At 55.9% G+C, this 23528-nt stretch carries 20 protein-coding genes; 15 read left to right on the top strand and 5 right to left on the bottom strand.

The features are described from left to right. Window positions 1–53: 53 nt before the first annotated feature. Both ACQZ5M_RS14660 and ACQZ5M_RS14655 read left to right on the top strand, forming a co-directional pair. Window positions 54–332 (top strand): hypothetical protein, encoded by a 279-nt coding sequence (locus tag ACQZ5M_RS14660; protein ID WP_449080126.1) that lies wholly within the window; start codon window positions 54–56, stop codon window positions 330–332. 153 nt (window positions 333–485) lie between these two features. Further along, window positions 486–1010 (top strand): GNAT family N-acetyltransferase, encoded by a 525-nt coding sequence (locus tag ACQZ5M_RS14655; protein ID WP_302079769.1) that lies wholly within the window; start codon window positions 486–488, stop codon window positions 1008–1010. A 248-nt stretch (window positions 1011–1258) separates the two neighbouring features. Here the strand turns inward: ACQZ5M_RS14655 and ACQZ5M_RS14650 are convergent, their stop codons facing one another. Beyond that, window positions 1259–1945 carry a GntR family transcriptional regulator gene (locus ACQZ5M_RS14650; RefSeq protein ID WP_449080125.1) on the bottom strand — a complete coding sequence of 229 codons (687 nt, stop codon included), beginning with the start codon at window positions 1943–1945 and terminating at the stop codon, window positions 1259–1261. A gap of 168 nt (window positions 1946–2113) precedes the next feature. Here ACQZ5M_RS14650 and ACQZ5M_RS14645 point away from each other — a divergent pair, with 168 nt between their 5' ends. From ACQZ5M_RS14645 to ACQZ5M_RS14620, 6 genes are all read left to right on the top strand, one after another. Then, entirely contained in the window at window positions 2114–4054 is a 1941-nt protein-coding gene (locus ACQZ5M_RS14645; protein WP_449080124.1) for an ABC transporter substrate-binding protein, read from the top strand. Window positions 4055–4126: 72 nt separating this feature from the next. Then, window positions 4127–5113 carry an ABC transporter permease gene (locus tag ACQZ5M_RS14640; protein ID WP_062426921.1) on the top strand — a complete coding sequence of 329 codons (987 nt, stop codon included), beginning with the start codon at window positions 4127–4129 and terminating at the stop codon, window positions 5111–5113. Further along, a complete protein-coding gene (locus tag ACQZ5M_RS14635) occupies window positions 5110–6258 on the top strand; it encodes an ABC transporter permease (protein ID WP_449080123.1) in 1149 nt (382 codons plus the stop codon). Before ACQZ5M_RS14640 ends, ACQZ5M_RS14635 begins: the two co-directional genes overlap by 4 nt. After that, on the top strand, window positions 6258–7949 hold the full coding sequence (locus ACQZ5M_RS14630; RefSeq protein ID WP_449080122.1) for an ABC transporter ATP-binding protein: 1692 nt from the start codon (window positions 6258–6260) through the stop codon (window positions 7947–7949). The genes ACQZ5M_RS14635 and ACQZ5M_RS14630 overlap by 1 nt, the downstream gene beginning before the upstream one ends. 12 nt (window positions 7950–7961) lie before the next feature. Beyond that, the gene (manD, locus tag ACQZ5M_RS14625) at window positions 7962–9170 is read left to right on the top strand and encodes a D-mannonate dehydratase ManD (protein WP_449080121.1); all 1209 of its coding nucleotides are present in this window, start codon (window positions 7962–7964) and stop codon (window positions 9168–9170) included. Between the two features lie 14 nt (window positions 9171–9184). Further along, a complete protein-coding gene (locus tag ACQZ5M_RS14620) occupies window positions 9185–10339 on the top strand; it encodes a mandelate racemase/muconate lactonizing enzyme family protein (RefSeq protein WP_449080120.1) in 1155 nt (384 codons plus the stop codon). A gap of 63 nt (window positions 10340–10402) precedes the next feature. Here the strand turns inward: ACQZ5M_RS14620 and araH are convergent, their stop codons facing one another. The 4 genes from araH to ACQZ5M_RS14600 form a co-directional block, all read right to left on the bottom strand. Continuing rightward, complete coding sequence (gene araH, locus ACQZ5M_RS14615; protein WP_296107169.1) at window positions 10403–11356, bottom strand: L-arabinose ABC transporter permease AraH; 954 nt, start codon at window positions 11354–11356, stop codon at window positions 10403–10405. A 17-nt stretch (window positions 11357–11373) separates the two neighbouring features. Next, window positions 11374–12879, bottom strand: a complete 1506-nt coding sequence (araG, locus tag ACQZ5M_RS14610) for an L-arabinose ABC transporter ATP-binding protein AraG (RefSeq protein ID WP_449080119.1) — start codon at window positions 12877–12879, stop codon at window positions 11374–11376. A 71-nt stretch (window positions 12880–12950) separates the two neighbouring features. Next, complete coding sequence (locus ACQZ5M_RS14605) at window positions 12951–13931, bottom strand: arabinose ABC transporter substrate-binding protein (protein WP_449080118.1); 981 nt, start codon at window positions 13929–13931, stop codon at window positions 12951–12953. 99 nt (window positions 13932–14030) lie between these two features. Then, the gene (locus tag ACQZ5M_RS14600; RefSeq protein WP_296077510.1) at window positions 14031–14804 is read right to left on the bottom strand and encodes a FadR/GntR family transcriptional regulator; all 774 of its coding nucleotides are present in this window, start codon (window positions 14802–14804) and stop codon (window positions 14031–14033) included. 176 nt (window positions 14805–14980) lie between these two features. Between ACQZ5M_RS14600 and ACQZ5M_RS14595 the strand changes: the two genes are divergently transcribed. The 7 genes from ACQZ5M_RS14595 (at window position 14981) to ACQZ5M_RS14565 (ending at window position 23089) form a co-directional block, all read left to right on the top strand. Continuing rightward, a complete protein-coding gene (locus ACQZ5M_RS14595; protein ID WP_449080117.1) occupies window positions 14981–15952 on the top strand; it encodes a substrate-binding domain-containing protein in 972 nt (323 codons plus the stop codon). Window positions 15953–16040: 88 nt separating this feature from the next. Further along, entirely contained in the window at window positions 16041–17567 is a 1527-nt protein-coding gene (locus tag ACQZ5M_RS14590) for a sugar ABC transporter ATP-binding protein (protein ID WP_449080116.1), read from the top strand. Window positions 17568–17580: 13 nt separating this feature from the next. Beyond that, entirely contained in the window at window positions 17581–18588 is a 1008-nt protein-coding gene (locus tag ACQZ5M_RS14585; RefSeq protein WP_449080115.1) for an ABC transporter permease, read from the top strand. Window positions 18589–18595: 7 nt separating this feature from the next. Further along, on the top strand, window positions 18596–19486 hold the full coding sequence (locus ACQZ5M_RS14580) for an aldose 1-epimerase (protein WP_449080114.1): 891 nt from the start codon (window positions 18596–18598) through the stop codon (window positions 19484–19486). A gap of 21 nt (window positions 19487–19507) precedes the next feature. Next, on the top strand, window positions 19508–21133 hold the full coding sequence (locus ACQZ5M_RS14575; protein WP_449080113.1) for a GMC family oxidoreductase: 1626 nt from the start codon (window positions 19508–19510) through the stop codon (window positions 21131–21133). 13 nt (window positions 21134–21146) lie between these two features. Further along, a complete protein-coding gene (gene dgoD / locus ACQZ5M_RS14570) occupies window positions 21147–22295 on the top strand; it encodes a galactonate dehydratase (RefSeq protein WP_449080112.1) in 1149 nt (382 codons plus the stop codon). A gap of 14 nt (window positions 22296–22309) precedes the next feature. Next, a complete protein-coding gene (locus ACQZ5M_RS14565) occupies window positions 22310–23089 on the top strand; it encodes an SDR family oxidoreductase (RefSeq protein ID WP_449080111.1) in 780 nt (259 codons plus the stop codon). The last annotated feature ends 439 nt before the right edge of the window (window positions 23090–23528 follow it).

The following is a 23528-nucleotide window of genomic DNA, read 5'->3' as shown; positions in this document are numbered from 1 at the left end:
GGGCCTTTCTTTGATCGAATAGACGGCAACTGGCGACAGCGCGCGGCAGGAGGTTGCCGAAGACACGTGTCGATACAGATGCGGTCAAGAGAGAGCACAGTGATGCTACCACTCCACAGGTGTTTGTGGGTGACAACCGCGTGGGCGGCTATGACGACACGAGGCGCTTTCTTGGCAAGAAGGTGATCGATCCAAAGCAGACCACATATCGCCCGGTTGTTGTTTTGTTCTCGATGACCGCGCTAATGGCGATGGCAGCGAGCAGCGTAGTAACTGGTAATCCCTTTACTCTGAAGGCCGCAGAATGTTTCATTGGCTTCTCAATGGGGTAAGCGATGTTTTCCTTGCACATTGACCAGGCTTGATTAAGCGCACCGAATGATTCCGCTACAACAATGACGGCAAGAATGCGCCAGAAGAGGAAGTTGCGCTGTGGATGCTCCGGCTATAGGCTTAATTTCGGTTCAGTGTGTAATGAGCGGATAATGACTTTAATCGATTTCGAGGCAATCCACTTCCCGGTCCTTCGCAGTTGGCTGGGCAGCGAGCGCGATGTGGTGCAGTGGGGCGGACCTGATCTGACTTATCCAATCACCGACGATCAGCTTGAACAGATGATTATCGACAGGCAAACGTCACCGCCCAAGCGGCTGTCCTGGATGGCTGTTAACGCGTCTCAGGTTATAGCAGGGCATATTCAATTAGCTGTGGACTGGAAAAATGGCGTCGCAAGGATTGGCCGCGTCATAGTCGCGCCAACAATGCGGGGACAAGGACTGGCTAAACCGTTGCTGGAAGCGGGATTGGAGCGGGCGTTCTCTCATCCGAGAATCGAGAGGACTGAGCTAAATGTCTATAGCTGGAACATTGCCGCTATCCGAACCTACAAAAAGCTCGGTTTTGTCCACGAGGGAGTGAGGCGGTCGTCTACCAAAGTTGGTGACGAGAGATGGGACACCGCGATCATGAGCATGCTTCGTTTGGAATGGGAAACGAGACTGCTCAAATGACCGCTTCGGGCCAAACCCGGACAACGTTACCCGTCCCTCTGATATCCCTTCTCGCTTTTCTACATCCCAACATTGCACTGTCTGGACACGGTCCCATATGAACCGCTTCTGCGGAGGTAAGCCACAGCGCGAGGCTCAACGATTTTAGCGCGTTAGGTCTATTCAAATAAAGGGGTCGAGCGTTCGATTCCCTTCAAGGCGAGGAAGTACTTGGAGCTTCGCGCCAAATGTTTTTGTAGAATATGAACTCACATTCGTTGTTTAATTAGACGCATATGCTCGATGATATGACGGCCAGAGCCCTCCACGTGTTGTGCAATGATCGCTGCTGCGCCATCAGCGTCCTGCTTCTTGATGCACTGAATTAATCCGCGGTGTTCGTTCACAACGCTTGTCTGGCGGCTAAGCGAGGTCGGGAACTGGCGGCTGATCGCGGAGAGGATTTCGCGGTGTCGCCACCACAAATCGACGGCATGGCGGTTGTAATGCCGGTCGTACATGACTTGATGGAAAGACATGTCGAGTTTTGAATGAGCATGCTGATCGGCGAAATTCAAAAGCTCTATCTGCGCCTGCAAGTCTTCCAAGGTGTCAAGATCCGCCTTGGTGGCAAGGCCAACAAACCATCGCGTCAAAGCAGGTTCGATCAGGACCTCAATCTCAAAAATATCACGCACGAAAGTTTCGTCTATCGTTCGCACGCGTGCGCCGCGGTTTGGCATCATGACGACGAAACCTTCGCCACGTAATTGCTGCAACGCTTCTCTCACGGGGTTGGTTGACGTGCCCATCCGTTCGGCGAGTTCAGAAACCTTAAGACGTTCATTGGCAACAAACCGGCCCTGAATGATGTCGTCGCGGAGCCGTTCATAGATCGAGGCCTCGCCAAGATCTGTGTCCTCCGTCACCCGCTTAAATTCGGCAATCTTGCTCATAGAGTTCTACTAACCGAAAAAGCCCATGACTGCCAAGTGCGAAAAATTCGATTTCGCACATCGTTATTGACAAATAATGTACGATCTGAAAACTTCACGCCATCTTAGCGGCGAAGACTGCTGGACGTGTCTGAGGAGCGGGCACTCAAAAGCTGGAGGAGTTTTTACATGAGCTATCAGCGCAAGCTGCGTGACCTCGTCGTTTCGACGGGGCTATTGGGAATTTTCGTGTGCGCAATGATCGCACCGGCCTTCGCACAGGACTTCAAGCAGGCGCCTGCTCTTGAAGAGGAGGTCAAGACAGGCAAGCTTCCAGCCGTCAACGAACGGCTACCTGAGAAACCTTTCGTCGAAACGATGATTGATGGCGTCGGCAAATACGGCGGCACTTTGCGCACGACGATCCTTGCCAACGGTGACCAGTATAACCTGACTCGCACCATCGCCAACGAGTTGCTCGTTCGCTGGGATCCACAGTGGAAGAAGGTCGTGCCATCGCTGGCCGAAGAGTTCACCGCATCCGACGATGCGACCACCTATACATTCAAGCTGCGCAAGGGCTTGAAGTGGAGCGACGGTCAGCCGTTCACAGTCGATGACATCATGTTCTGGTACGAAGACGTATTCATGAACAGCGCGCTGACGCCAGCGAAAAGCCCGACATTCACGGTAGCTGGTAAGCCGGTCAAGGTTCGCAAGATCGATGAGCAGACCGTCGAATTCAAATTCGAAACGCCTTATGGTCTGTTCATTCAGCAACTGGCCTATGGCCAGGGCCATGCGCCGGTTATCTATCCGAAGCATTATCTCAGCCAGTTTCATGAGAAGTACAACAAGGATGGCATCCCTGCGCTTCTGAAGTCCAACCCTGCCGCCGGTGACTGGGTGGCATTGTTCAACTCGAAAGTCTCGCTGACTTTCCAGCCTGTTTACTGGCAGAACCTTGAACTGCCGACAATGAACCCATGGGTTCTGACCGTGCCTTATGCGGATAGCGAACGTGTTGTCGCCAAGCGTAACCCTTATTACTGGAAGGTCGACACCGACGGCAACCAGTTGCCGTACATCGACGGCATCACATGGGCAAAGCTTGATGACCCGCAGTTGATGGCTCTTAAAATGACATCGGGTGAATTCGATTTTGCTTTCCGTCACATCAACAATTCCACCTTCAAGTCTGTCCTCTTCGACGGGCAGGAAAGCGGTAATTACAAATTCGTAGATGTGAAGGACCTGCCCGCAAACGACGCCACCATTCTGCTCAACCTCAACTCCACCGATCCGGCGAAGAAGAAGCTGTTCCAAAACAAGGATTTCCGTATCGCTCTTAGCCATGCGATCAATCGTCAAGAAATCATCGATCTGGTTTATGTGGGACAGGGCACGCCCGCGCAGGTCGCCGTTCAGCCTGAACATGAGTTGTATAATGAGCGCGAAGCCATGCAGTACACAGAGTACGATCCGGCAGCGGCCAACGGTATGCTCGACAAGATCATGCCCAAAAAAGACGGCGAAGGTTATCGTCTGGATGAGAGCGGCAAGCGCCTGACCATCAACTTCATGGTGGCGGATGTCTTCGGTCTCTCCTACCCTGATGTCATGCAGATGGTGCAGCAATATGCAAAGGATGTCGGCATCGACATCCAGCTTCGCACGACCGACCGCGCACGCCTGAACACAATGTGGGCGGCAAACGAGCAGGACGCCTACATCTGGAACTGCGTCGGCGGACTTTCGGAAGTCTATACCGATCCACGTTGCTATATGCCGTTCCAGAAGGCCGACATCTTCTTTGCCGTGCGCTGGGCTGAATGGTACGCCAATCACGAAACAGGCGAAGAACCGCCCGAAGAGGTGAAAGCGCTGATGGCGGCCTATGACAAGGTCAATGCTGCCGCCAATGATGCCGACCGGAAGACGAAGATGGAAGAGTTCCTCAATCTTTCCGCCGACAACTTCCTGAATGTCGGAATTTCGCGCCCGATGCCGAAATATATGATGGTTTCCAAGAACCTGAAGAATGTCGTCAATGGCATTCCGATCACCGGAAACCTGTGGCACCCGGCGCCTACGTTGACACAGTGGTACTTCGAAAAGTCGGCCCAATAAGGCTCCTCCCGCTGGCGGTGGCGCGAATGCCACTGCCGGCTCCCCTTCGATCCAATCGAACGGTCCAATTCCATGCTTCGATATATTGCCAAGCGGCTGGTGTTCGCGATCCCGACACTATTTGCCGTCTCCATCATCGCGTTCATCATTATCCAGCTGCCGCCGGGAGATTATCTCACGACCCTGATGGCTGACTGGGCAAGCCAGGGCGGTGCCGTGGAGGCTGGAACCGTGGCTGCCATGCGTGAACGCTACGGCCTCGATCAGCCGATGTATTTCCAGTATTACAAGTGGATGTTCGGCATCGTCACCCGTGGTGATTTCGGAATGTCGTTCGAGCTTGGCAAACCGGTCACGGAGCTGATTTGGAGCCGCCTCGGTTTCTCGATGTTGCTTTCGCTGCTGACGCTTTGCTTTGTCTGGGCCATCGCTATTCCCATCGGCATTCTGTCCGCCGTGCGCCAATATTCGATCTCCGACTACACAGCCACTTTCTTCGCATTTTTCTTTCTCGCCGTACCTGACTTCCTCGTGGCGCTTTCTGCCATGTATCTGATGTCGGTCTGGTTCGGCCAGAGCGTCGGCGGTCTGTTTTCTCCCGCCTATATCGATGCGCCCTGGAGCTTTGCCAAGCTTCTGGATTTTGCCCAACATGTCTGGCTTCCGGTCATCGTCATCGGCCTTGGCTCTCTTGCAGCATTGGTCCGCATCATGCGCGCCAATCTTCTGGATGAACTATCCAAACCCTACGTCACGACAGCGCGCGCCAAAGGCATGTCGGAATTTGAACTGCTGATCCGCTATCCCGTGCGGCTGGCCCTCAATCCGCTGATCTCGACACTCGGCTGGATTTTGCCCGCGGTCATCTCCGGTGAAATCATCGTGTCAGTGGTGATGAGCCTGCCGACCACCGGGCCGTTGCTGCTTCGCGCCCTCCTTGCTCAGGACATGTATCTCGCAGGGTCGCTGATCCTTCTGATCTCGGTTCTGACGATCCTCGGGACATTGATTTCCGACATCCTGCTCGCGCTTACCGATCCACGGATACGCCTCCAATGACAGATATCACACATCTCCCCGCTGATACCGGGCCATCGATACATCTTCATGGCAAGGACATCGCCGTTGCAGGTCAATGGAAGCTGTTCTGGCTGAAGTTCAAGAAGCACAAAATAGCGCTCGCCAGTCTTGTTGTGATCTGCGCCATGTATCTCGTCGCAGCCTTTGCGGACTTCATCGCCCCGGTCGATCCGAACGCGACTAATGCGCGCTTCACCTATGCGCCACCCCAAGGCATCTCGCTGTTTCACGATGGCTCGTTCATGCCGCATGTGGATCAGCTAAAGATGACGCTGAACACGGAATCCATGCGGCGGGAGTTTACCTCGGACCCCGCCAAGCCATTACACGTCGGCTTCTTCGTCCCTTCGCAACGCTATGACCTTTTTGGCTTTATTCCCATGCAGACGAAGCTGTTCGGTCTGGTCGACGCCAAGCCGGGCGACAGCCTCTACATTTTGGGTGCTGACCGACTGGGCCGCGATATCTTTTCGCGTGTCGTACACGGCGCACGCATCTCGCTCTCCATCGGTCTCGTCGGCGTGTTCATGAGCCTTATTCTGGGCGTGACGATTGGCGGCATTTCCGGCTTCTTTGGCGGATGGGTTGATCTATTCATACAGCGCGCGATTGAGCTTCTACGCTCTATTCCAACCATTCCGTTGTGGATGGGGTTGGCGGCAGCCATTCCCGTTGGTTGGCCACCGCTTCGTACTTACTTCGTCATCACCCTCATCGTGTCGCTCATTGGCTGGACGAGCCTTGCACGAGAGGTGCGCGGCAAATTCCTGTCGCTTCGCCATGAGGATTTCGTTACCGCCGCACGTCTTGACGGCATGAGCGAAATCGGCATCATTTTCAATCACCTTGTGCCGTCTTTCATGAGCCACATTATTGCGACCGTCACACTGGCGATCCCAACGATGATCCTTGCCGAAACGGCTCTGTCCTTCCTCGGCATCGGGCTTCAGCCGCCAATCATCTCCTGGGGCGTGCTGCTTCAGGAAGCACAGAATATTCGTGCGGTTGCGCAGGCGCCGTGGCTGCTATTCACGCCTGCGGCGGCAATTGTCATCGCCGTTCTTTCCCTCAATTTCCTTGGCGACGGCCTGCGTGATGCCGCAGACCCATACGAGTCGGTGTGATGACCATGACAAGTGACACAATCCTCAAGGTCGAAGACCTGAAAACCTACTTCCCCACCCGCACGGGCGTATTCAAGGCAGTCGATGGCGTTTCGTTCGAGTTGAAGCGCGGTCAGACGCTATGCGTTGTCGGGGAATCCGGCTCGGGAAAGTCAGTGACAGCGCGTTCGATCCTGCAAATCGTAGATAGACCGGGCCGTATCGAAAGCGGCTCTATCATCCTTGCAAAACGGGAAGGCAATGCGGTTGATCTCGCCAAGCTTGACCCGCGTGGCAAGGAAATCCGTGATGTTCGTGGCAAGGAAATTGCCATGATCTTCCAGGAACCGATGAGTTCGCTCTCGCCCGTCCACCGGATTGGTGAGCAGATTGGTGAAGCGCTGCGAATTCACTTTGGCACGCCTAAAAAGGAAAGACGCGAACGCGTTCTCGAACTTCTGCGGCAGGTGGAAATACCGCGGCCGGAAACCGCGATCGACCGCTACACCTTCGAATTTTCCGGTGGCATGCGCCAGCGCGTGATGATTGCCATGGCACTCGCGTGTAATCCGTCCGTCCTCATCGCTGACGAACCGACAACGGCACTCGACGTCACGACACAGGCGGAAATTCTCGACCTCATCAAGAAGCTGCAACAGAGCCACGGTATGGCGGTGCTGTTCATCACTCACGATATGGGCGTCGTTGCCGAAATCGCCGACGAGGTGCTAGTGATGTATCGCGGCAAGGTCATGGAACATGGTCTGGTCGACAAGATATTCCATGCCCCGCAGAACGATTACACCCGCGCCCTGATCGGTTCTGTTGTAAAGCTGGAAAAGAAAGCCGAAGTCCGGCTTTCCCGTCCGCCGATCAAGCCTGATACGCCTGCACTGGTGGAAGTCAAAAATCTGTCGCTGCAATTTCCATCCGGCCTTAAAGCCGTGAACGGCGTATCCCTGACGGTACGCCCCGGCGAAACCCTCGGCATCGTCGGTGAATCCGGTTCCGGCAAAACTACGATGGGCCGCTGCCTGCTGCGCATTTATGACCCGCAGGAAGGCGAAATCAACTATCGCCGACCGGACGGCAATATTATTGACCTGTGTTCTTCCAACAAAAGCGAATTGAAGAATATCCGCCGTGAAGTCCGCATGATCTTTCAGGATCCGGTCGGCTCCCTCAGCCCGCGCAAAACAGTCGGTCAGATCATTGCGGAGCCATTGAAACTGGCGGGCATGAAAGGGAAAGAGCTGGATGACCGCGTCGCTGAACTGATGCAGCAAGTGGGGCTGGAACCGGCATGGCGGGAGCGTTACCCGCATGCCTTTTCCGGTGGCCAGCGCCAGCGCATTGGCATTGCCCGCGCCATTGCCGTCAAGCCTCGCCTGATCGTTGCCGATGAAGCGACATCGGCGCTGGACGTATCGCTGCGTTCACAGGTTCTGGACCTGATGATGAAGCTTCAGGACGAACTCGGCTTGTCGTATGTCTTCATCTCTCACGATATGTCCGTCATTCGTTACATGTGCGACCGCGTAGCCGTTATGTATCGCGGCCGGATCGTGGAAGAAGGTGAGACCGATCAGGTCGTCAATCATCCTGCCCATGATTACACACGCGCACTTCTTTCCGCCATTCCCCATCCCGATCCGCGTGATCGCCGCATCCAAAAGCGCTTTCGCTACGCCGATGGCCAAACTGCTCAATAAACGGAATTCGTCATGAAAATTACTCAGGTCAAAGTCATCGTCTGCTCTCCAGGGCGCAATTTCGTTACCGTCAAAATCTTCACGGATGAGGGTTTGACAGGTGTTGGCGATGCAACGCTGAATGGTCGGGAAAAGGCTGTTGCTTCCTATCTCGAAGACCATATTGCACCGCTGCTGATCGGGCGCGATCCATCCCGCATTGAGGATATCTGGCAGTATTTTTATAAGGGCGCTTACTGGCGTCGCGGTCCTGTGACGATGGCCGCGATTGCCGGTATCGACACCGCACTTTGGGACATCAAGGCAAAAGCTGCCAATATGCCGCTGTACCAGCTGCTCGGTGGTGCCAGTCGTGAAAAGGTTCTGTGCTACACCCACGCACAAGGTCGCGATATAGCAGAAGCCGTTGAGGCTGTCGGTCGCCGCAAGGACGAAGGCTACAAAGCCATTCGCGTACAATGTGGAATACCCGGCCTGCCGGATGTCTACGGCACCGGCGCGAAATCGGTTACCAACAATGCTGAAGATGACGCAGTGCCGCATGAGGAAATGTGGTCCACGTCTAAATATATGCGCCACATCCCCAGGCTTTTTGAAGCCGTTCGTGAAGCCCATGGCTGGGACATTGAGCTTCTGCACGATGCCCACCACAGGCTGACACCTATCGAAGCCGCGCGAGTCGGCAAGGATCTGGAATTCGCCCGGCTTTTCTGGCTGGAAGACACGGTTGCGGCCGAACACCAAGAAGGGTTCCGTCTGATCCGCAAGCATACCACGACACCGCTTGCCGTCGGCGAAGTGTTCAACACGATCTGGGATGCTCGCCTTTTGATGGAAGAGCAGTTGATCGACTATATTCGCACAACCTGTGTGCATGCAGGCGGTGTGACTGCGCTGCGACGGATTATGGATTTTGCCAGCGTGTACAATGTGCGGACCGCCTGCCACGGCGCTATGGACATGTCGCCGGTTTGCCTCGGTGCCAATCTGCACCTCGATCTCTGGGTGCCGAATTTTGGCATTCAGGAATACTCGGGTTATCTGCCGGAAATTTTGGAAGTTTTTCCCGGCGCATGGAGCCTCAAGGATGGCTACCTGCATCCCGGCGAGGCAATCGGTCACGGTGTCGATATCGATGAGGAACTTGCGGCAAAGTACCCCTACCAGCGCGCCTACCTCCCGGTGAACCGTCTTGAAGACGGCACTCTGTGGCACTGGTAGGACAGGAGAAAGACATGAAAATTACTACGATAAAAACCTATGCGGTCAAGGTGGGCATCCGTAACCAACTACTGGTAAAAATTGAGACCGACGAAGGTATTTTCGGCTGGGGCGAAAGCGGTCTTTCAGGCCGCGAGAAAGCGGTCGTTGGCGCGCTTGAGCACTATGCTGAATTCCTGCGCGGACGCGATCCTTTCAAGATCGGCTCACTGTGGCAGGAAATGTATCGCAGCCAGTATTTCGAAGGCGGGCGCGTCCTTCAGGCCGCCGTTTCCGCCATCGATATCGCGCTTCACGATATCAAGGGCAAGGCGCTCGGCGTGCCAGTCTATGATCTACTCGGCGGCAAACAGCGCGATCATATCCCAACCTTCGCCACAACCTTTGCCGCACCCGGCCCTGAAATGATCGATCAGGCCAAGATGCTAGTTGAACACGGTTGGACGGCGCTGCGCCTTTCTCCCGCAGGCCATGAAGAAAAGCAGATTTATGAGCCACGCGAACACATTGCCACAACCGCAAAATGGCTGGTGAAGGCGCGTGAAGAACTCGGAGACGATGTCGTGCTCGGCATTGATTACCATCATCGGCTGACGGTGGCGGAAGCCGCCAGTTTCTGTCAGAAAATGCCATCGGGCACGCTCGACTTCCTTGAAGAACCCATTCGCGACGAGTCTCCGGGCGCTTATGAAGCCTTGCGGCGATTGACCGATGTTCCCTTCGCCATCGGCGAGGAGTTTTCATCGAAATGGCAGTTCCAGCCCTACATCGAGCGGGATATCCACCAGTTCAATCGGCTTGATGTCTGTAATGTCGGTGGATTGACTGAGTCCATGAAGGTCGCAGCATGGAGTGAAACTCATTACGTCGATATGATGCCGCACAATCCGCTAGGGCCGATCTGCACGGCTGCGACCATCCATTTTTGTGCGGCAGTCGCCAACTTCTCCTGGCTGGAAACCCGTGCCAGCCCAGCAGAAACCCATCTGGGTTTCGATAATTCAGACTTCTTCTCGACCCAACCACGATTGGAAGGCGCGGTTTACCCTGTTTCAGATGCGCCGGGCCTCGGGGTCGAGGTCAACGAGGACCTGTTGGCAAAACAGAGTTTCGAGTTCTGGGAGGCACCGCATCTAAAGCGACGTGATGGATCTGTTACGAATTGGTGAGCTGGGTCTTTGCCAACGTGAATTAGAGGCACTGTGGTTCATATCAATGTAAGGCGGCCACGACTAAAATCGACCTCGTCCCGCCGCTGACGATCGCATATTGTCGAGGAGAACAGCGATGAGCAGAATGATGCCGCGCACGACATATTGGTAAAAGGCCTGAATATTGAGCAGGTTCATGACGTTTTCGGCAATGCCCATGATGAGGACGCCGACGATGACGCCGGTCATGGTGGCGCGGCCACCAGCAAGCGAAACGCCGCCGAGAACGCAGGCAGAAATCACCGAAAGCTCAAGCCCCGTTGCCGCGTTGGGCTGGCCGGAGGTGATGCGCGAAGCGAGAAGAATACCAGCAATGCCGCAGACCAGGCCCTGAAGCGCAAATATCCAGATGCGCATTCTGACGACATTGACGCCTGCCAGACGGGATGCTTCCGGGTTGCCGCCGATAGCCAGCGTGTTCTTGCCGAAGACCGTGCGGTTCAGCACGAAACCGAAGACGATGAACAACGCGACCATGATCCAAATCGGCGTCGGGATGGTGAAGACGCGTGACAGTGCAAGCTGGTAGAAATCAGGATCATTGATGCCGACTGCACGGCCATCCGAGGAAATCAGTGCCAGACCGCGCACGATCTGCATGGTGGCAAGTGTCGTGATCAGCGCATTGATGCGGAATTTCGCAATGACGACGCCGTTCACGAAGCCGACAATGCTGCCGCAGATCAAGGCACCCAGCAATCCGAGAATAATAGATCCGGAGGCGTTCGAGACCATGACGGCGATCATGCCTGAAAATGCCACTGTTGAGCCGACCGAAAGGTCGAAGTCCCGCGATGCAAGGCAGAACATCATGGTGCATGAAACGATGCCAATGGTGACGACCGATTGCAGTAGGCCCAGCATGTTGCGCTCTGTCAGAAAGTTCGGCACGGACAGAGAGACGATGACGAAAGCTATGGCGAAGATGAAGACGAGACCCTGTTCGCCGAGCAGAATTTTCTTCAGAGAGGTCATTGATCAGGTTCCTGAAATTAGACGGTGCAAGCGAGGTTCTTGTCGGGCAGGGCTGCGGTCAGAATGGTACGTTCATCGAAATCCGAGCGCGGAATATTGGCTGCAACTCGGCCCTGGCACATGACCATCATGCGGTCTGAAATGCCCATGACTTCCGGCAGTTCGCTGGAAATGACAATGATCGCCATGCCGCCTGCGGCAAGCTCATAAAGGATTTCGTAGATTTCCGACTTCGCACCAACATCGATGCCGCGTGTCGGCTCATCGATGACCAGCACCTTCACGCCCTGTTCGGAGAGCCAACGGCCAAGAATGACCTTCTGCTGGTTACCGCCGGAAAGGTTGATGATGTCCTGCTTGCGCGAGGGCGTCCGCACCCGCAGCTTGGCGATGAACTGTTCCGCGACGGACGCTTCTTTCTTCGGGTTCACTATGCCGAAAGGTGAGAAGTGCCGCCGCGAGGAAATGGCAATATTTTCCTCGATCGAGCGACCCTGAATGATGCCATCGAATTTTCGATCTTCCGGGCAAAGCACCATTCCAGCGGTAATTGCCGCCTTGGGGCTGTCGGGAGCCACGGCTACGCCGTCGATCGTGACGGAGCCTTGCTGGCGATGGTCTGCACCATAGAGCAGCCTTGTCATTTCGCTGCGGCCGGCTCCGATCAGGCCGAAGAAGCCGAGAATTTCGCCCTTTCGAACGGTGAAATTGACGGGCGTGCGCAGCTTTGGACCGGAAAGATTTTTGACCTCCAGCCGCACATCTCCGAGGGGGCGCTCTCGCCAGCCCCAGATATTGCTGATCTCGCGGCCAACCATTTCCGAAATAATCTGGTCGCGTGTCGTGTTCTTGATGTCGAGGTGATGCGCAGCCAGCTTCCCATCGCGCAGGACCGTCAGGCTGTCGCAAAGCCGGAAGATCTCATCCAGCCGATGCGACACGTAAAGGATGATGGTGCCATTCGCTTTCAGTTTCTCAATCAGCGAAAACAGGATTTCGCTTTCTCGTGAAGAGAGGGAGGATGTCGGCTCGTCCAGCGCAATGACGCGCGCATCCAGCATGACGGCTTTGGCGATTTCTACCATTTGCCGCTCGCCGATAGAAAGGGTGGCGACCTTAGCATTCGGATCGACAGCGATGCCGATGTCCTGAAGTTTTGTCCCTACCGTTTCGACAAGCGTGCGGCTATCGATAACGCCTGCCTTGCCGGGGAAACGTCCAAGCCAGAGATTTTCCGCCACGGTCAGTTCGGGAACCAGCTGTAATTCTTGATGGATGACGACCACGCCAGCGTCGAAAGCATCGCGAACCGAACGGTAGGACTGCTTTTCGCCGTTGATCACGATGCCGCCAGTATCGGAGGACTGATCGCCGGAGAGAATGCGTATAAGGGTGGATTTGCCCGCGCCATTTTCACCCATCAGGCCGTGGACGGCACCCTTTTCAACGGCGAATGAGACACCTGATAATGCCTGCACGCCGGGATAGGCTTTGGATATGTCGTTGAACTCAAGAAAAGCCATCATCGCCCCCTGACTTTACAAAGAATAGCCGGCGGCAGTGGCCGCCGGTGGGTCAATGCAGAGGTTCTGGCTTATTCGATGCCGAGGTCGGCGCGAACTTTTTCGTAGTCGCCGCGAACAGCAAGCGAACCGGATGTCAGGATCAGCTTTTCCGGCTCCTTGTTATTGGCAATCCACGCATACATGTTGAGCGCGGTTTCATAGCCATGACGCTTCGGCGAGATAATGACTGTGCCGTAGAAGCCGGTAGCGGAAGGCTTCTTGAACTCGTTGATCGCAGATTCCGCGCCACCGATGCCGACGCCGATCATATTGTCAGCGGAAATGCCGACGGATTCGGACGCACGTACCGCACCAAGTACAGCTTCGTCGTTCAGGCCGAAAGCGATCCAGTGCTTGATGTTGGAATGCTTGTTGAGAACAGTGGTCGCTGCGTTGAGGGCAGCTTCCGTATCGGTCTTTGCCTGCGGTGCGTCATAGATGTTTTCGGCAGGGAAGCCCGCTGCTTTCAGCGCAGTAATCGCGCCTTCCACACGGTCTACCGCTGTTGGAAGCTGGTCGTAGGAAACGCGAATTGCGCCCACGTCCTTCATGTCCCAGCCGCGCTTCTTGATTTCTGCGGCAATCGACTGACCGACCGTTTCACCGATCTTGATTGCGGAAATTCCCATATGGGGCACGTCTTCCAGCGGCTTGCCATCCGCGCCGACCAGGCGGTCATCAACCGTCATCAGCTTCAGGTCGTTGGCAGTTGCCTTGGCAACGATGCCGGGACCGAGCTTCACGTCCGGTACGCAGATAATGAAACCCTGTGCGCCCTGTGCGCCGAGATTGTCGATGGCCGACTGAACCTTTTCGCCGTCTTCAGCGCCGATCTTGACCAGCGCAAAGCCCTTTTCCTTGGCGGCCTGTTCGGCGAATTTCCACTCGTCCTGGAACCACGGCTCTTCCGCCTGCTTCACGACGAAGCCGATTTTAACATCGGCCGCAAATGCAGCGTTGGCGGTCAGCGCAATGGCGCTAGCCATGATGATAGCCTTCAATGAACGCATGTCTTATCTCTCCCTTTGACCCCGCGTGCCTCCCGCGGTCTTTCTTCATTATTCTTCAAACATCATACCAGTCAATATTATATGTATGATTTTATTTTTCTATGCACCTTTGATCAGCTCGCCCGGTTTGCGGGTCTTTCTAAGGGCATCGGTCATTTCGGATCTTGCAACGCCGATCAGCTGTTCCATGGAATGGCGGGCGGCCTCCGGTCGCTTCATTCGAATGGCTTCCAGTACGTTCTGATGGGTCAGGATCGCTTGCTCATGAGACTGGCTTTCGCGATTTGTCAGCCGGAAGCTGGCGAGCAATGCGGCACGGATGGCGCTTGCAAATTGTCGGAAGACCCAGTTTCCGCTGGCATTAATGATGGCAGTGTGGAACTCCAGATCGGCGCGGCTCCAGGCTTCATTGTCGCGCGAATTCGCCTCCACCATGTCTTCGAATGCTTGGGAAATAAGATAGAGCTGCCGAGCATTGGCGTTGGCTGCAGCCTGCGCCGCAGCTGCCGGTTCCAGCAGTTGGCGCGCATCTATCAGTGACGAGTAAAAGCTCTCGTCGCCGCCAACCGTCAACATCACGTCGAGCACGATGGGGTCGAGATAGTTCCAGTTTTCTCGCGGCAAAACGATGGTGCCAGCCCGTGTGCGTGATCGGACCATACCAAGCGCCGAGAGATACTGCATTGCTTCTCGCAGACTTGTGCGGCTGACGCCGAATTGCTCGGTCATATCGATTTCATTGGGCAATGTCGCGTTCTCTGCGAAAGTGCCGGATACAATCAATTCCACCAGTCGGCGCAAGAGGGCCTCCCGAACACCCCGCTTACCCTGCTGGGCAATCGGCTCCCCCTGGTGCGTTAGAAACTGCTCCATAATTCTCGTCCCCTGCCGTTCGATCTCCGAATGGGTAGTATGAATGAACAAATACTCCGCATCAAATCGAAAATAAATCGTACAGAAATTGACATGTGTGGGACTAATGATAATGTCCCGGCATAGCGACCTCGAGACAATAGGTCGCCATAAAACTCGTCATGGGGGAGGAACCGATGAAAATCACCAAGCACATAGGTATCATTGCAGCTGTTCTTTTGGGCAGTGTCGCAACCTTGTCGGCGCAGGAAAATCTAAAGGTTGGCGCGATCTATATGGACGCACAGGGCTTTTATGCCGGCGTGCGCAAGGGCATCCAGACCGGTGCGTCGGAAGCTGGTCGCAAGCTCGATATTGTCGAAACCAATGCGCAGGGAGACGTCAGCAAGGAATCTTCCTTTATCGACTCCCTGATTTCTGCTGGCGTTCAAGCCATCATTGTATCGCCGGTGTCTGCCGATGGTTCCTACCGCGCGATCCGTCGTGCGCATGATGCCGGTATTCCGGTCGTCTGCTACAACACCTGCCTCAACGACAAGGACATGAAGGATTATATCTCTGCCTATGCGGTCGGCGATCCCTTCGATTTCGGTCATAAGCTCGGTGACGCGGCTGCCGACTACTTCATCGCGCAGAAAAAGGAAGCGCCCAAAATCGCAGTTCTGAACTGCGAATTCGTGGAAGTCTGCGTTACGCGCCGCAAGGGCTTCGAAGAAGCGTTGAAGGCCAAGGTGCCGGGTGCGCAGATCGTTGCCAATCAGGAAGGCGCTGTCCTCGATAAAGCCGTTTCGGTTGCCAGCACCATGTTGTCTTCAAACCCGGATATCGATGCTTTCTTCGGTGAAGCCGGTGGTGCGACGCTGGGTGCTGCCCGCGCTGTGAAAAGCCAGGGCAAGGTCGGCAAAGTCGTCGTCTTTGGCGGTGACATGACCACGGAAATCGCGCAGGAACTTTCCGACTTCTCGGTCATCAAGGCCGTTGTCGATATTTCCGGGCAAGGTCTCGGTAAGCTTGCGCTCGCGCAGGCCATCAAGTCCATCGACGGCCAGCCGCCTGAAGGCATCAAGGTCGCTTACAATATCGATCTCTATAAGTCGTCCGAAGATGGCAAGGCCTGGCTGAAGGCCCACGCCGACGGCATTCCCTGATCGACCTTCTCATCGCTGCGGCTCCGCTTGAGCGCGCCATGTAGCGCCGCCGGGTATCCGGCGGCCTCCAAAGCAATGGAAAGACCCAATGACATCTGCTTCCCAGAACAGCTTGCCGGATGGCTCCACCGTCGCTTCGATAAGAGGTTGCACACGGCAATATCCCGGCGTGCTTGCTCTTGACGATGCCACATTCGAAGTGGCGCCGGGCGAGGTGAGAGCCCTGCTCGGCAAAAACGGCGCGGGGAAATCCACGCTGATCCGAATGCTGACCGGTGCTGAAACACCCGACATCGGGACCGTCATGATCGGCGGCGCCGAACTTACCTCTCACGGCTCCGCCCGTGCGCAGGAATCCTTTCAGAAAGGCGTACGCGTCGTTTATCAGGAACTCAGCCTTGTTCCGGGCATGACGCTTGCCGAAAACCTGTTTCTCGGACGCTGGCCGCGCAAGGGCGGTGTCATTCAATATGCAGCCATGGAGGCAGAAGCGGCGGAAGCCATGGCAAGCCTTGGCCTAAATCTGCCGCCGGATCGTCTCGTGACGGGCTTGAGTCCTGCGGAGCGGCAGTTGCTTGAGATCGCTCGCGCCATGATTGGGCGACCAAAGATAGTCATTCTCGACGAACCGACAAGCTCGCTGGCCGCCGCCGAAGCGGAAAAGGTGATGGCCGCGGTGACGAGGGTTGCCGCACAAGGAATCGCGGTTATCTATGTCAGCCACCGCATGAATGAAATTCGCCAGATTGCGCATTCCGCCACCATCATGCGCGATGGACGGATCATCGCCACCGTCGACGTGAGAGGTGCCGATACGCGCGAGATTGTCCGGTTGATGCTCGGCTCCGAGGCTTCACAGGCGGCAGAGTTGGAAAGTCACGCCTCTTCGGAGGTGGTTCTGCAGGTGCGCGATCTGGCGCTTGCGCCAAAGCTTTCCGCCATCTCTTTCTTGCTTCGTAAGGGGGAGGTGCTGGGCATCGCGGGTCTGCTCGGCGCTGGCCGCACGGAACTGCTGCAAGCCATCATGGGCGTGCGCGATTTCGATAGCGGCGATGTGCTGGTGGACGGCCGCTCTGTCAAGTCCGCCGGTTACAAGCAGATGGTTGATGCAGGTTTCGGCTATACGCCGGAAAGCCGCAAGGAGGAGGGCATCGTGCCGCTTCTCGGCGTGGATGAAAACACGCTTGCTACGAATTTCTCCGGCGTCAGCCGTAACGGCGTCCTTTCGGGCAGCCGCATGGCGCAGGCGACGCGGGATATCATCGAGCGCCTGCACATCAAGACGGCAAGTACCGATACGCCGATTGGCACGCTTTCGGGCGGAAACCAGCAAAAGGTTGTCATCGGTCGCTGGGTCTATGCCGGAAGTCGCGTTCTTCTTCTCGACGAGCCGACGCGCGGCGTGGATATCGAGGCGAAAGCGCAAATCTACGCCATCATCCGCCAGCTTGCGGCAGAAGGCCGAAGCATCATTTTCGTTTCCAGCGAAATAGAGGAACTGCCACTCGTCTGCGACCGCGCGCTGGTTCTGCGCGATGGCGCGCTGCGCGAAGAGTTCGAATCACCAAACATCGATCAGGACACCTTGATGGCTGCCTGCATTACCGGACATTGAGGGAGACAAGACCATGTCGCTCGATCAAACTACCAAAACGGCCGTTTCAAAGCGGGCACCAAAGCGGGGATTCACCCTGTCGAAGCATATGAACGAGCTTAGCCTGTTCTTTGCCATCGTCGTCCTCTACGTCATCTTCTCATCCACCGCGCCGGGCTTCATGTCCTTCAACAACCAGGTGAATATCCTGCGTGACGCGGCGACAATCGGAATTGCTGCATGGGCTGTCACGCTCATAATCATCGCAGGTGAGATCGATGTGAGCGTCGGTCCGATGGTCGCCTTCATTTCCGTGGAACTAGCATTCCTTTTGCAATGGGGCGTGCCCACGCCAGCAGCCTTCGTGCTGGCCATCGCACTTGGCGCGCTGCTCGGTTCCATTTCCGGCATTCTGCGCGCTTATTTCGATGTGCCTTCGTTCGTCGCGACGCTTGGCATGTGGAGCGCCCTGCGCGGCACGGCGCTGTTCGTTACCGATGCCCTGCCGGTGTCCATTGGTCGCAATGATATGCTGGATGCGCTGGACCGCTCAGTCCTCGGCATTCCTCCAGCCGCGATCATCATGCTGGTGCTGTTTGCAGCCTTCGCTTTCGTCAGCCGCAAGACCGCCTTCGGTCGCTCGGTTTTCGCCGTGGGTGGCAATGCCCATGCGGCTTTCCTCAGCGGTATCAATGTCGCGCGCATTCGCGTGGCTCTTTTTGCCATCGGCGGCGCGATGGCAGCCATTTCCGGTATTCTGCTGGTGTCCCGCCTTGGCTCGGGCAATGCCACGGCGGCGAACGGTCTCGAGTTCGATGTGATCGCTGCGGTCGTTGTCGGCGGTACGGCGCTTTCCGGTGGCCGTGGCTCGATGCTGGGAACGCTGCTCGGCGTGCTGGTGATTACGCTCATCGGTAACGGTCTGGTTCTGCTCGGCATCAACCCGTTTTTCCAACAGGTTGTTCGCGGTCTTATCATCGTCATCGCGGTGCTTGCCAATATTCAGGCGATCAAGCGCAGCCTGTCGCGCAATAAGGGATGAGTGCTGCATGGCTGTTATTGATCTGAAATCCGGCCAGCTCTCGCTGAGTCTCTCAACAAAAGGCGGCATCATACTCGGCTTCTGGAAAGACACCGATGCTGGTCGTGTGCCGCTGTTTCGGCCCGCGAAATCGAGTGATGCGGATGCGCTCGGTTCCTCCTGCTATCCGCTGGTGCCATTTGGCAACCGCGTCAAGGGCAACAGCTTCGGGTTCGATGGCAGAACGTACACGCTGACGCCCAACACGGGGTGGGACCCGCATTACCTGCACGGTGAAGGCTGGCAGGCCGAATGGTCGGTGGGCAAAATCACACCGGCATCCGTTGAAATGAGTTTCATCTGTGACGGACATTCCACGCCCTATCGTTATTGGGCAGTGCAGACATTTACGCTTGAGGATGATCGTTTGTCGTTGAGCCTTTCCGTGGAAAATATGGGAGAGCGCCCACTGCCCTTCGGACTTGGCTGGCATCCCTATTTTCCGCTGACGCCAATGACGACGCTGCAAGCGCGCGCCGATCATTTCTGGACCGAAATCGAGGGCTGGTTGCCGGGTGAAAGAACCGAGATCCCTGCCGACCTCGATTTCAGCGAGCCTGCTCCACTACCGGAACGCTGGGTCAACAACGGCTATGAGGGATGGTCCGGCGAAGCGACCATCGTCTGGCCGGAGCGTTTTACCCAGTTGAGATTGACCGCCGATCCGATATTCAGACACGCCTTCGTCTTCGTGTCCGACACTGCTTTCGATTCTTCTTTCGATCGCGATTATTTCTGTTTCGAACCCATGTCGCACCTTGCAAACGGGCATAATCTGCCGGATTTGGGGGACCTTAAAGTGCTGGCATTCGGTGAGAAACTAGCGGGCAGTATTACGCTTGAGCCGCGGAGTTTATGAGCATGCATGCGGAGTTTGGAAATGGCCGATAGCCATGGGTTCGACTACATCATCGTCGGCGGCGGCAGTTCAGCATGCGTCGTGGCTGCGCGTCTCGTGACGTCTGGTGCGCGCGTGTTGTTGCTGGAACGTGGACCGGATAAGGCCAATCCGATCATGCATATCCCTGCCGGCTACATGAAGTTTCTGGCGAAGGATACATACCTTGCCATGCATCAGACAAAGCCGCAGCCACAACTGGGCGGTCGGGGCCCCATCGTGCCGCAGGGTAAGGTTTTGGGCGGTGGAAGCACTGTCAATGCCATGGTCTATATGCGCGGACAGGCAGCGGATTTCGATCTGTGGAACGAGCTCGTCACAGCGCCCGGCTCTAACAATGATGGCTCATGGTCATACAAAGACCTTCTGCCCTACTTCAAGGCGCAGGAAAACAACGACCATCTGGGAGGTGAATTTCACGGTGTCGGCGGGCCGCTGAAGATTTCGCATCTCGGCCACACCAGCCCGATGACGCGCACTTACGTCAAAACCCTCCAGGGCATGGGCATTCCCTATAATCCTGATTTCAACGGTGCGGATCAGTTTGGCGTCGGCTTCATGCAGCACACGATAGACTGGAAGACGCGCAAGCGCTCCAGCGCGGTCGATGCTTTCTTGGCACCGGTTATGAACAATCCGAAGCTGACCATCGAGACCGGCGCGACCGTGACCCGCATCCGTATGGACGGCGACCGGGTGGTCGCCGTGGACTATGTTCAGGGTGGGGCGCGCAAGACTGCGGAAGCAGGCGTTGAAGTAATTCTGGCAGCGGGCGCTTACCAGACGCCGAAGCTGTTGATGATTTCCGGTATCGGACCGGAAGAACATCTCAAGCAGCATCGCATCGCCACGAAACTCGCGCTTCCGGGCGTGGGCAAGAATCTTCAGGATCACTATGAATGCCCGGTCGTCGCCACGACGAAGGGCGCGTTTGGGTATTACAAGCAGGACCGTGGCTGGCCGATGATCAAGGCCGGATTGCAATATCTGATGTTCAAGTCCGGTCCAGCTTCGACCACCGGCGTGGAAACCTGCGCTTTCTACGACCCGGATGGAAACAATGACCGTCCAACGATCCAGATGTTCTGCGTCCCGACCGTCTATCTCGACCGCGATGTGATGGGCACCGATCCGGGCGATGGCGTAACGATCAACTCGCTGCTGCTGCGCCCAAAAGCACGCGGCTCCGTCACGCTTTCCTCCAGCGATCCCTTCGCCAATCCGATTGTCGACACGCAGATATTCGGCCACCCCGATGACTTGAAGCTGACCATGGCTGGCTTCCGTTTCGCGCGTCAGGTGCTGGCGGCATCCCCGATGCGTGACCTTATCGACAAGGAAATCTTCCCGGGTGCAGAAGTGACCAGCGATGAGGCGATTGCAGCCCATTGCAAGCGCACGGTCAAGACCGGATACCACCCTGTTGGCACATGCAAAATGGGCCATGAGGGCGACCCGGACGCGGTGCTGGACACCAAGCTGAATGTACGCGGAACGCGTGGCCTGCGGGTCATCGATGCATCGCTCATGCCAACCATTGTTAGCGGTAATACCAACGCAGCCGTTTATGCCGCGGCAGGGAAGGCAGCGGATCTTATTCTTTCCTGATTGGATTAATCTCATGAAGATTACTAAGCTAACCACCTACATCGTTCCGCCGCGCTGGCTTTTCCTCAAGGTCGAAACTGATGAAGGCATCGTCGGCTGGGGAGAGCCGGTTGTTGAAGGCCGTGCGCTGACCGTTGAGGCTGCCGTGCAGGAAATGGCCGATTATCTGATCGGCAAGGACCCGTTCCTGATCGAAGATCACTGGACTGTGCTTTATCGCGGCGGCTTTTATCGTGGTGGCGCAGTGCACATGTCGGCGCTGGCGGGCATCGATCAGGCGCTTTGGGACATAAAAGGCAAAGCACTTGGCCAGCCGGTTCACTCGCTTCTTGGTGGACAGCTCCGTGACCGGATCAAGGTCTATTCCTGGATCGGCGGCGACCGTCCGTCGGATGTGGCACAGAATGCTAAGGACGTGGTGGCACGCGGTTTCAAGGCCATTAAGCTTAACGGCTGCGAGGAAATGCAGATCGTTGACACCAATGAGAAAGTCGAAATGGCCGTTGAAACCATCGCCATCATTCGTGAAGCCGTTGGCCCGCATATCGGCATCGGTGTTGATTTCCATGGCCGCGTCCATCGTCCCATGGCCAAGGTTCTCGCAAAGGAGCTTGAACCTTACAAGCTGATGTTCATCGAAGAGCCGGTTCTCTCCGAAAACCGCGAAGCTCTGAAGGAAATCGCAAACCACACCTCGACGCCGATTGCGCTGGGTGAGCGTCTCTACTCGCGCTGGGATTTCAAATCGGTTCTGGCGGACGGCTTCGTCGATATCATCCAGCCCGACCTATCACATGCCGGTGGCATCACCGAATGCCGCAAAATCGCGGCCATGGCAGAGGCCTATGATGTGGCGCTGGCACCGCATTGCCCTCTTGGACCGATTGCACTCGCGGCCTGCCTACAGTTGGACGCGGTCGCCTACAACGCCTTCATTCAGGAACAGAGCCTCGGTATTCACTACAACAAGAGCAATGACGTTCTGGACTACCTTTCCAACAAGGACGTGTTCCAGTACGCAGACGGCTTCGTGTCCATACCGCAGGGATTGGGTCTCGGGATCGAGATCGACGAGGCATACGTCATCGAGCGTGCCAAGGAAGGCCACCGGTGGCGCAACCCGATCTGGCGTCATGAAGATGGCAGCTTTGCTGAGTGGTGAGGGAGGAAAACGCCATGACGGCAAGACTTTCAGGAAAACGCATTTTCATTACGGGTGCTGCGCAGGGCATTGGCCTTGCGCTTGCCAAGGCATTTCTGCACGAAGATGCTGCTTTGTTTCTTATCGACCGCGATGCCTCTCTCTTGGATAGAGAGGCTGAAGTACTCAAGGAAAGCGGCGGCCAGTTCGGCTGGATGGCTGCCGACATAACGGATACGAAGGCGATCGCTTCTGCCGTGGCACAAGCAGCGGAGGAAGTCGGCCCAATCAACGCGCTCGTCAACAATGCCGGGGTCAACGTCTTTGCCGAGCCTTTGGAGACAAGTGATGAGGAGTGGCAGCGCTGCTTCGACATCAATCTCAAGGGCGCGTGGAACTGCTGTAAGGCCGTGCTCCCGGGAATGATCGAGATGGGAAGTGGCGTGGTGCTGAACATCGCCTCCACCCATGCCTTCACGATCATTCCGCATACCTTCCCGTATCCGCTGGCAAAACATGCGTTGTTAGGAATGACGAAGTCTCTAGGGCTGGAATATGCAGCGAAGCATATTCGCGTGAACGCGTTAGCGCCCGGCTACGTCGCGACGCAAAAGGTCATCGATTACTGGAACAGCTTCCCTGATCCTGTCGCTGCCGAGGCCGAAACAATGAAATTGCATCCCGGCGGGCGTATCGCAACCCCTGAAGAAATCGCGATGGCTGCCGTCTTCATGGTATCTGACGAATGTCCGTTTATGAATGCAACATGCCTCACCATCGATGGGGGCTTAAGCGTCCAGCAGCATCCCGTTTAATGTGTATGTGACGGTATAGTCTGTAACGGCAAGGATCAAGGCTTAGCGGATGAGTTGAATCCAAAGCCTGGTTGGTGACCTTTAGTCAGTGGGCCGCCCATCCGTTTTGCAGGCCTTGACGAATCTCGCCCCATTTCAAGAGCTTTTTCAGAGGTGTTTCTATATACGCTTTTGATGCTCCCGATAAATATGGCTCACGATAATCGACGTCGAGGCGAGCGGCGATTTGTGACTTATTGAGGCATTGGCCGATTTCCCAGAGAAGCCTTCTTAGCGCATGAGCAACAGTATCGCATTATCAGTCGATAGCTGATGATCTCGAAACGCCTTGCTTCACATAGACTGCCTTTACCAACGCTTATAAAATAACGAGGGGGTAATGTGGTATCTGGGTCTATTATGCAGGTAACTCTATTATACACTGCGATCTCGCAGTCAT

The sequence above is a fragment of the Rhizobium sp. 22-785-1 genome (assembly GCF_053521965.1).
This window is presented reverse-complemented; position numbering and strand designations above follow the sequence as displayed.

Coding starts and splice junctions, on each gene's coding strand:
- ACQZ5M_RS14655 (WP_302079769.1), top strand. CDS start 486: ATGACTTTAATCGATTTCGAGGCAATCCACTTCCCGGTCCTTCGCAGT.
- ACQZ5M_RS14650 (WP_449080125.1), bottom strand. CDS start 1,945: ATGAGCAAGATTGCCGAATTTAAGCGGGTGACGGAGGACACAGATCTT.
- ACQZ5M_RS14645 (WP_449080124.1), top strand. CDS start 2,114: ATGAGCTATCAGCGCAAGCTGCGTGACCTCGTCGTTTCGACGGGGCTA.
- ACQZ5M_RS14640 (WP_062426921.1), top strand. CDS start 4,127: ATGCTTCGATATATTGCCAAGCGGCTGGTGTTCGCGATCCCGACACTA.
- ACQZ5M_RS14635 (WP_449080123.1), top strand. CDS start 5,110: ATGACAGATATCACACATCTCCCCGCTGATACCGGGCCATCGATACAT.
- ACQZ5M_RS14630 (WP_449080122.1), top strand. CDS start 6,258: ATGACCATGACAAGTGACACAATCCTCAAGGTCGAAGACCTGAAAACC.
- manD (WP_449080121.1), top strand. CDS start 7,962: ATGAAAATTACTCAGGTCAAAGTCATCGTCTGCTCTCCAGGGCGCAAT.
- ACQZ5M_RS14620 (WP_449080120.1), top strand. CDS start 9,185: ATGAAAATTACTACGATAAAAACCTATGCGGTCAAGGTGGGCATCCGT.
- araH (WP_296107169.1), bottom strand. CDS start 11,356: ATGACCTCTCTGAAGAAAATTCTGCTCGGCGAACAGGGTCTCGTCTTC.
- araG (WP_449080119.1), bottom strand. CDS start 12,879: ATGGCTTTTCTTGAGTTCAACGACATATCCAAAGCCTATCCCGGCGTG.
- ACQZ5M_RS14605 (WP_449080118.1), bottom strand. CDS start 13,931: ATGCGTTCATTGAAGGCTATCATCATGGCTAGCGCCATTGCGCTGACC.
- ACQZ5M_RS14600 (WP_296077510.1), bottom strand. CDS start 14,804: ATGGAGCAGTTTCTAACGCACCAGGGGGAGCCGATTGCCCAGCAGGGT.
- ACQZ5M_RS14595 (WP_449080117.1), top strand. CDS start 14,981: ATGAAAATCACCAAGCACATAGGTATCATTGCAGCTGTTCTTTTGGGC.
- ACQZ5M_RS14590 (WP_449080116.1), top strand. CDS start 16,041: ATGACATCTGCTTCCCAGAACAGCTTGCCGGATGGCTCCACCGTCGCT.
- ACQZ5M_RS14585 (WP_449080115.1), top strand. CDS start 17,581: ATGTCGCTCGATCAAACTACCAAAACGGCCGTTTCAAAGCGGGCACCA.
- ACQZ5M_RS14580 (WP_449080114.1), top strand. CDS start 18,596: ATGGCTGTTATTGATCTGAAATCCGGCCAGCTCTCGCTGAGTCTCTCA.
- ACQZ5M_RS14575 (WP_449080113.1), top strand. CDS start 19,508: ATGGCCGATAGCCATGGGTTCGACTACATCATCGTCGGCGGCGGCAGT.
- dgoD (WP_449080112.1), top strand. CDS start 21,147: ATGAAGATTACTAAGCTAACCACCTACATCGTTCCGCCGCGCTGGCTT.
- ACQZ5M_RS14565 (WP_449080111.1), top strand. CDS start 22,310: ATGACGGCAAGACTTTCAGGAAAACGCATTTTCATTACGGGTGCTGCG.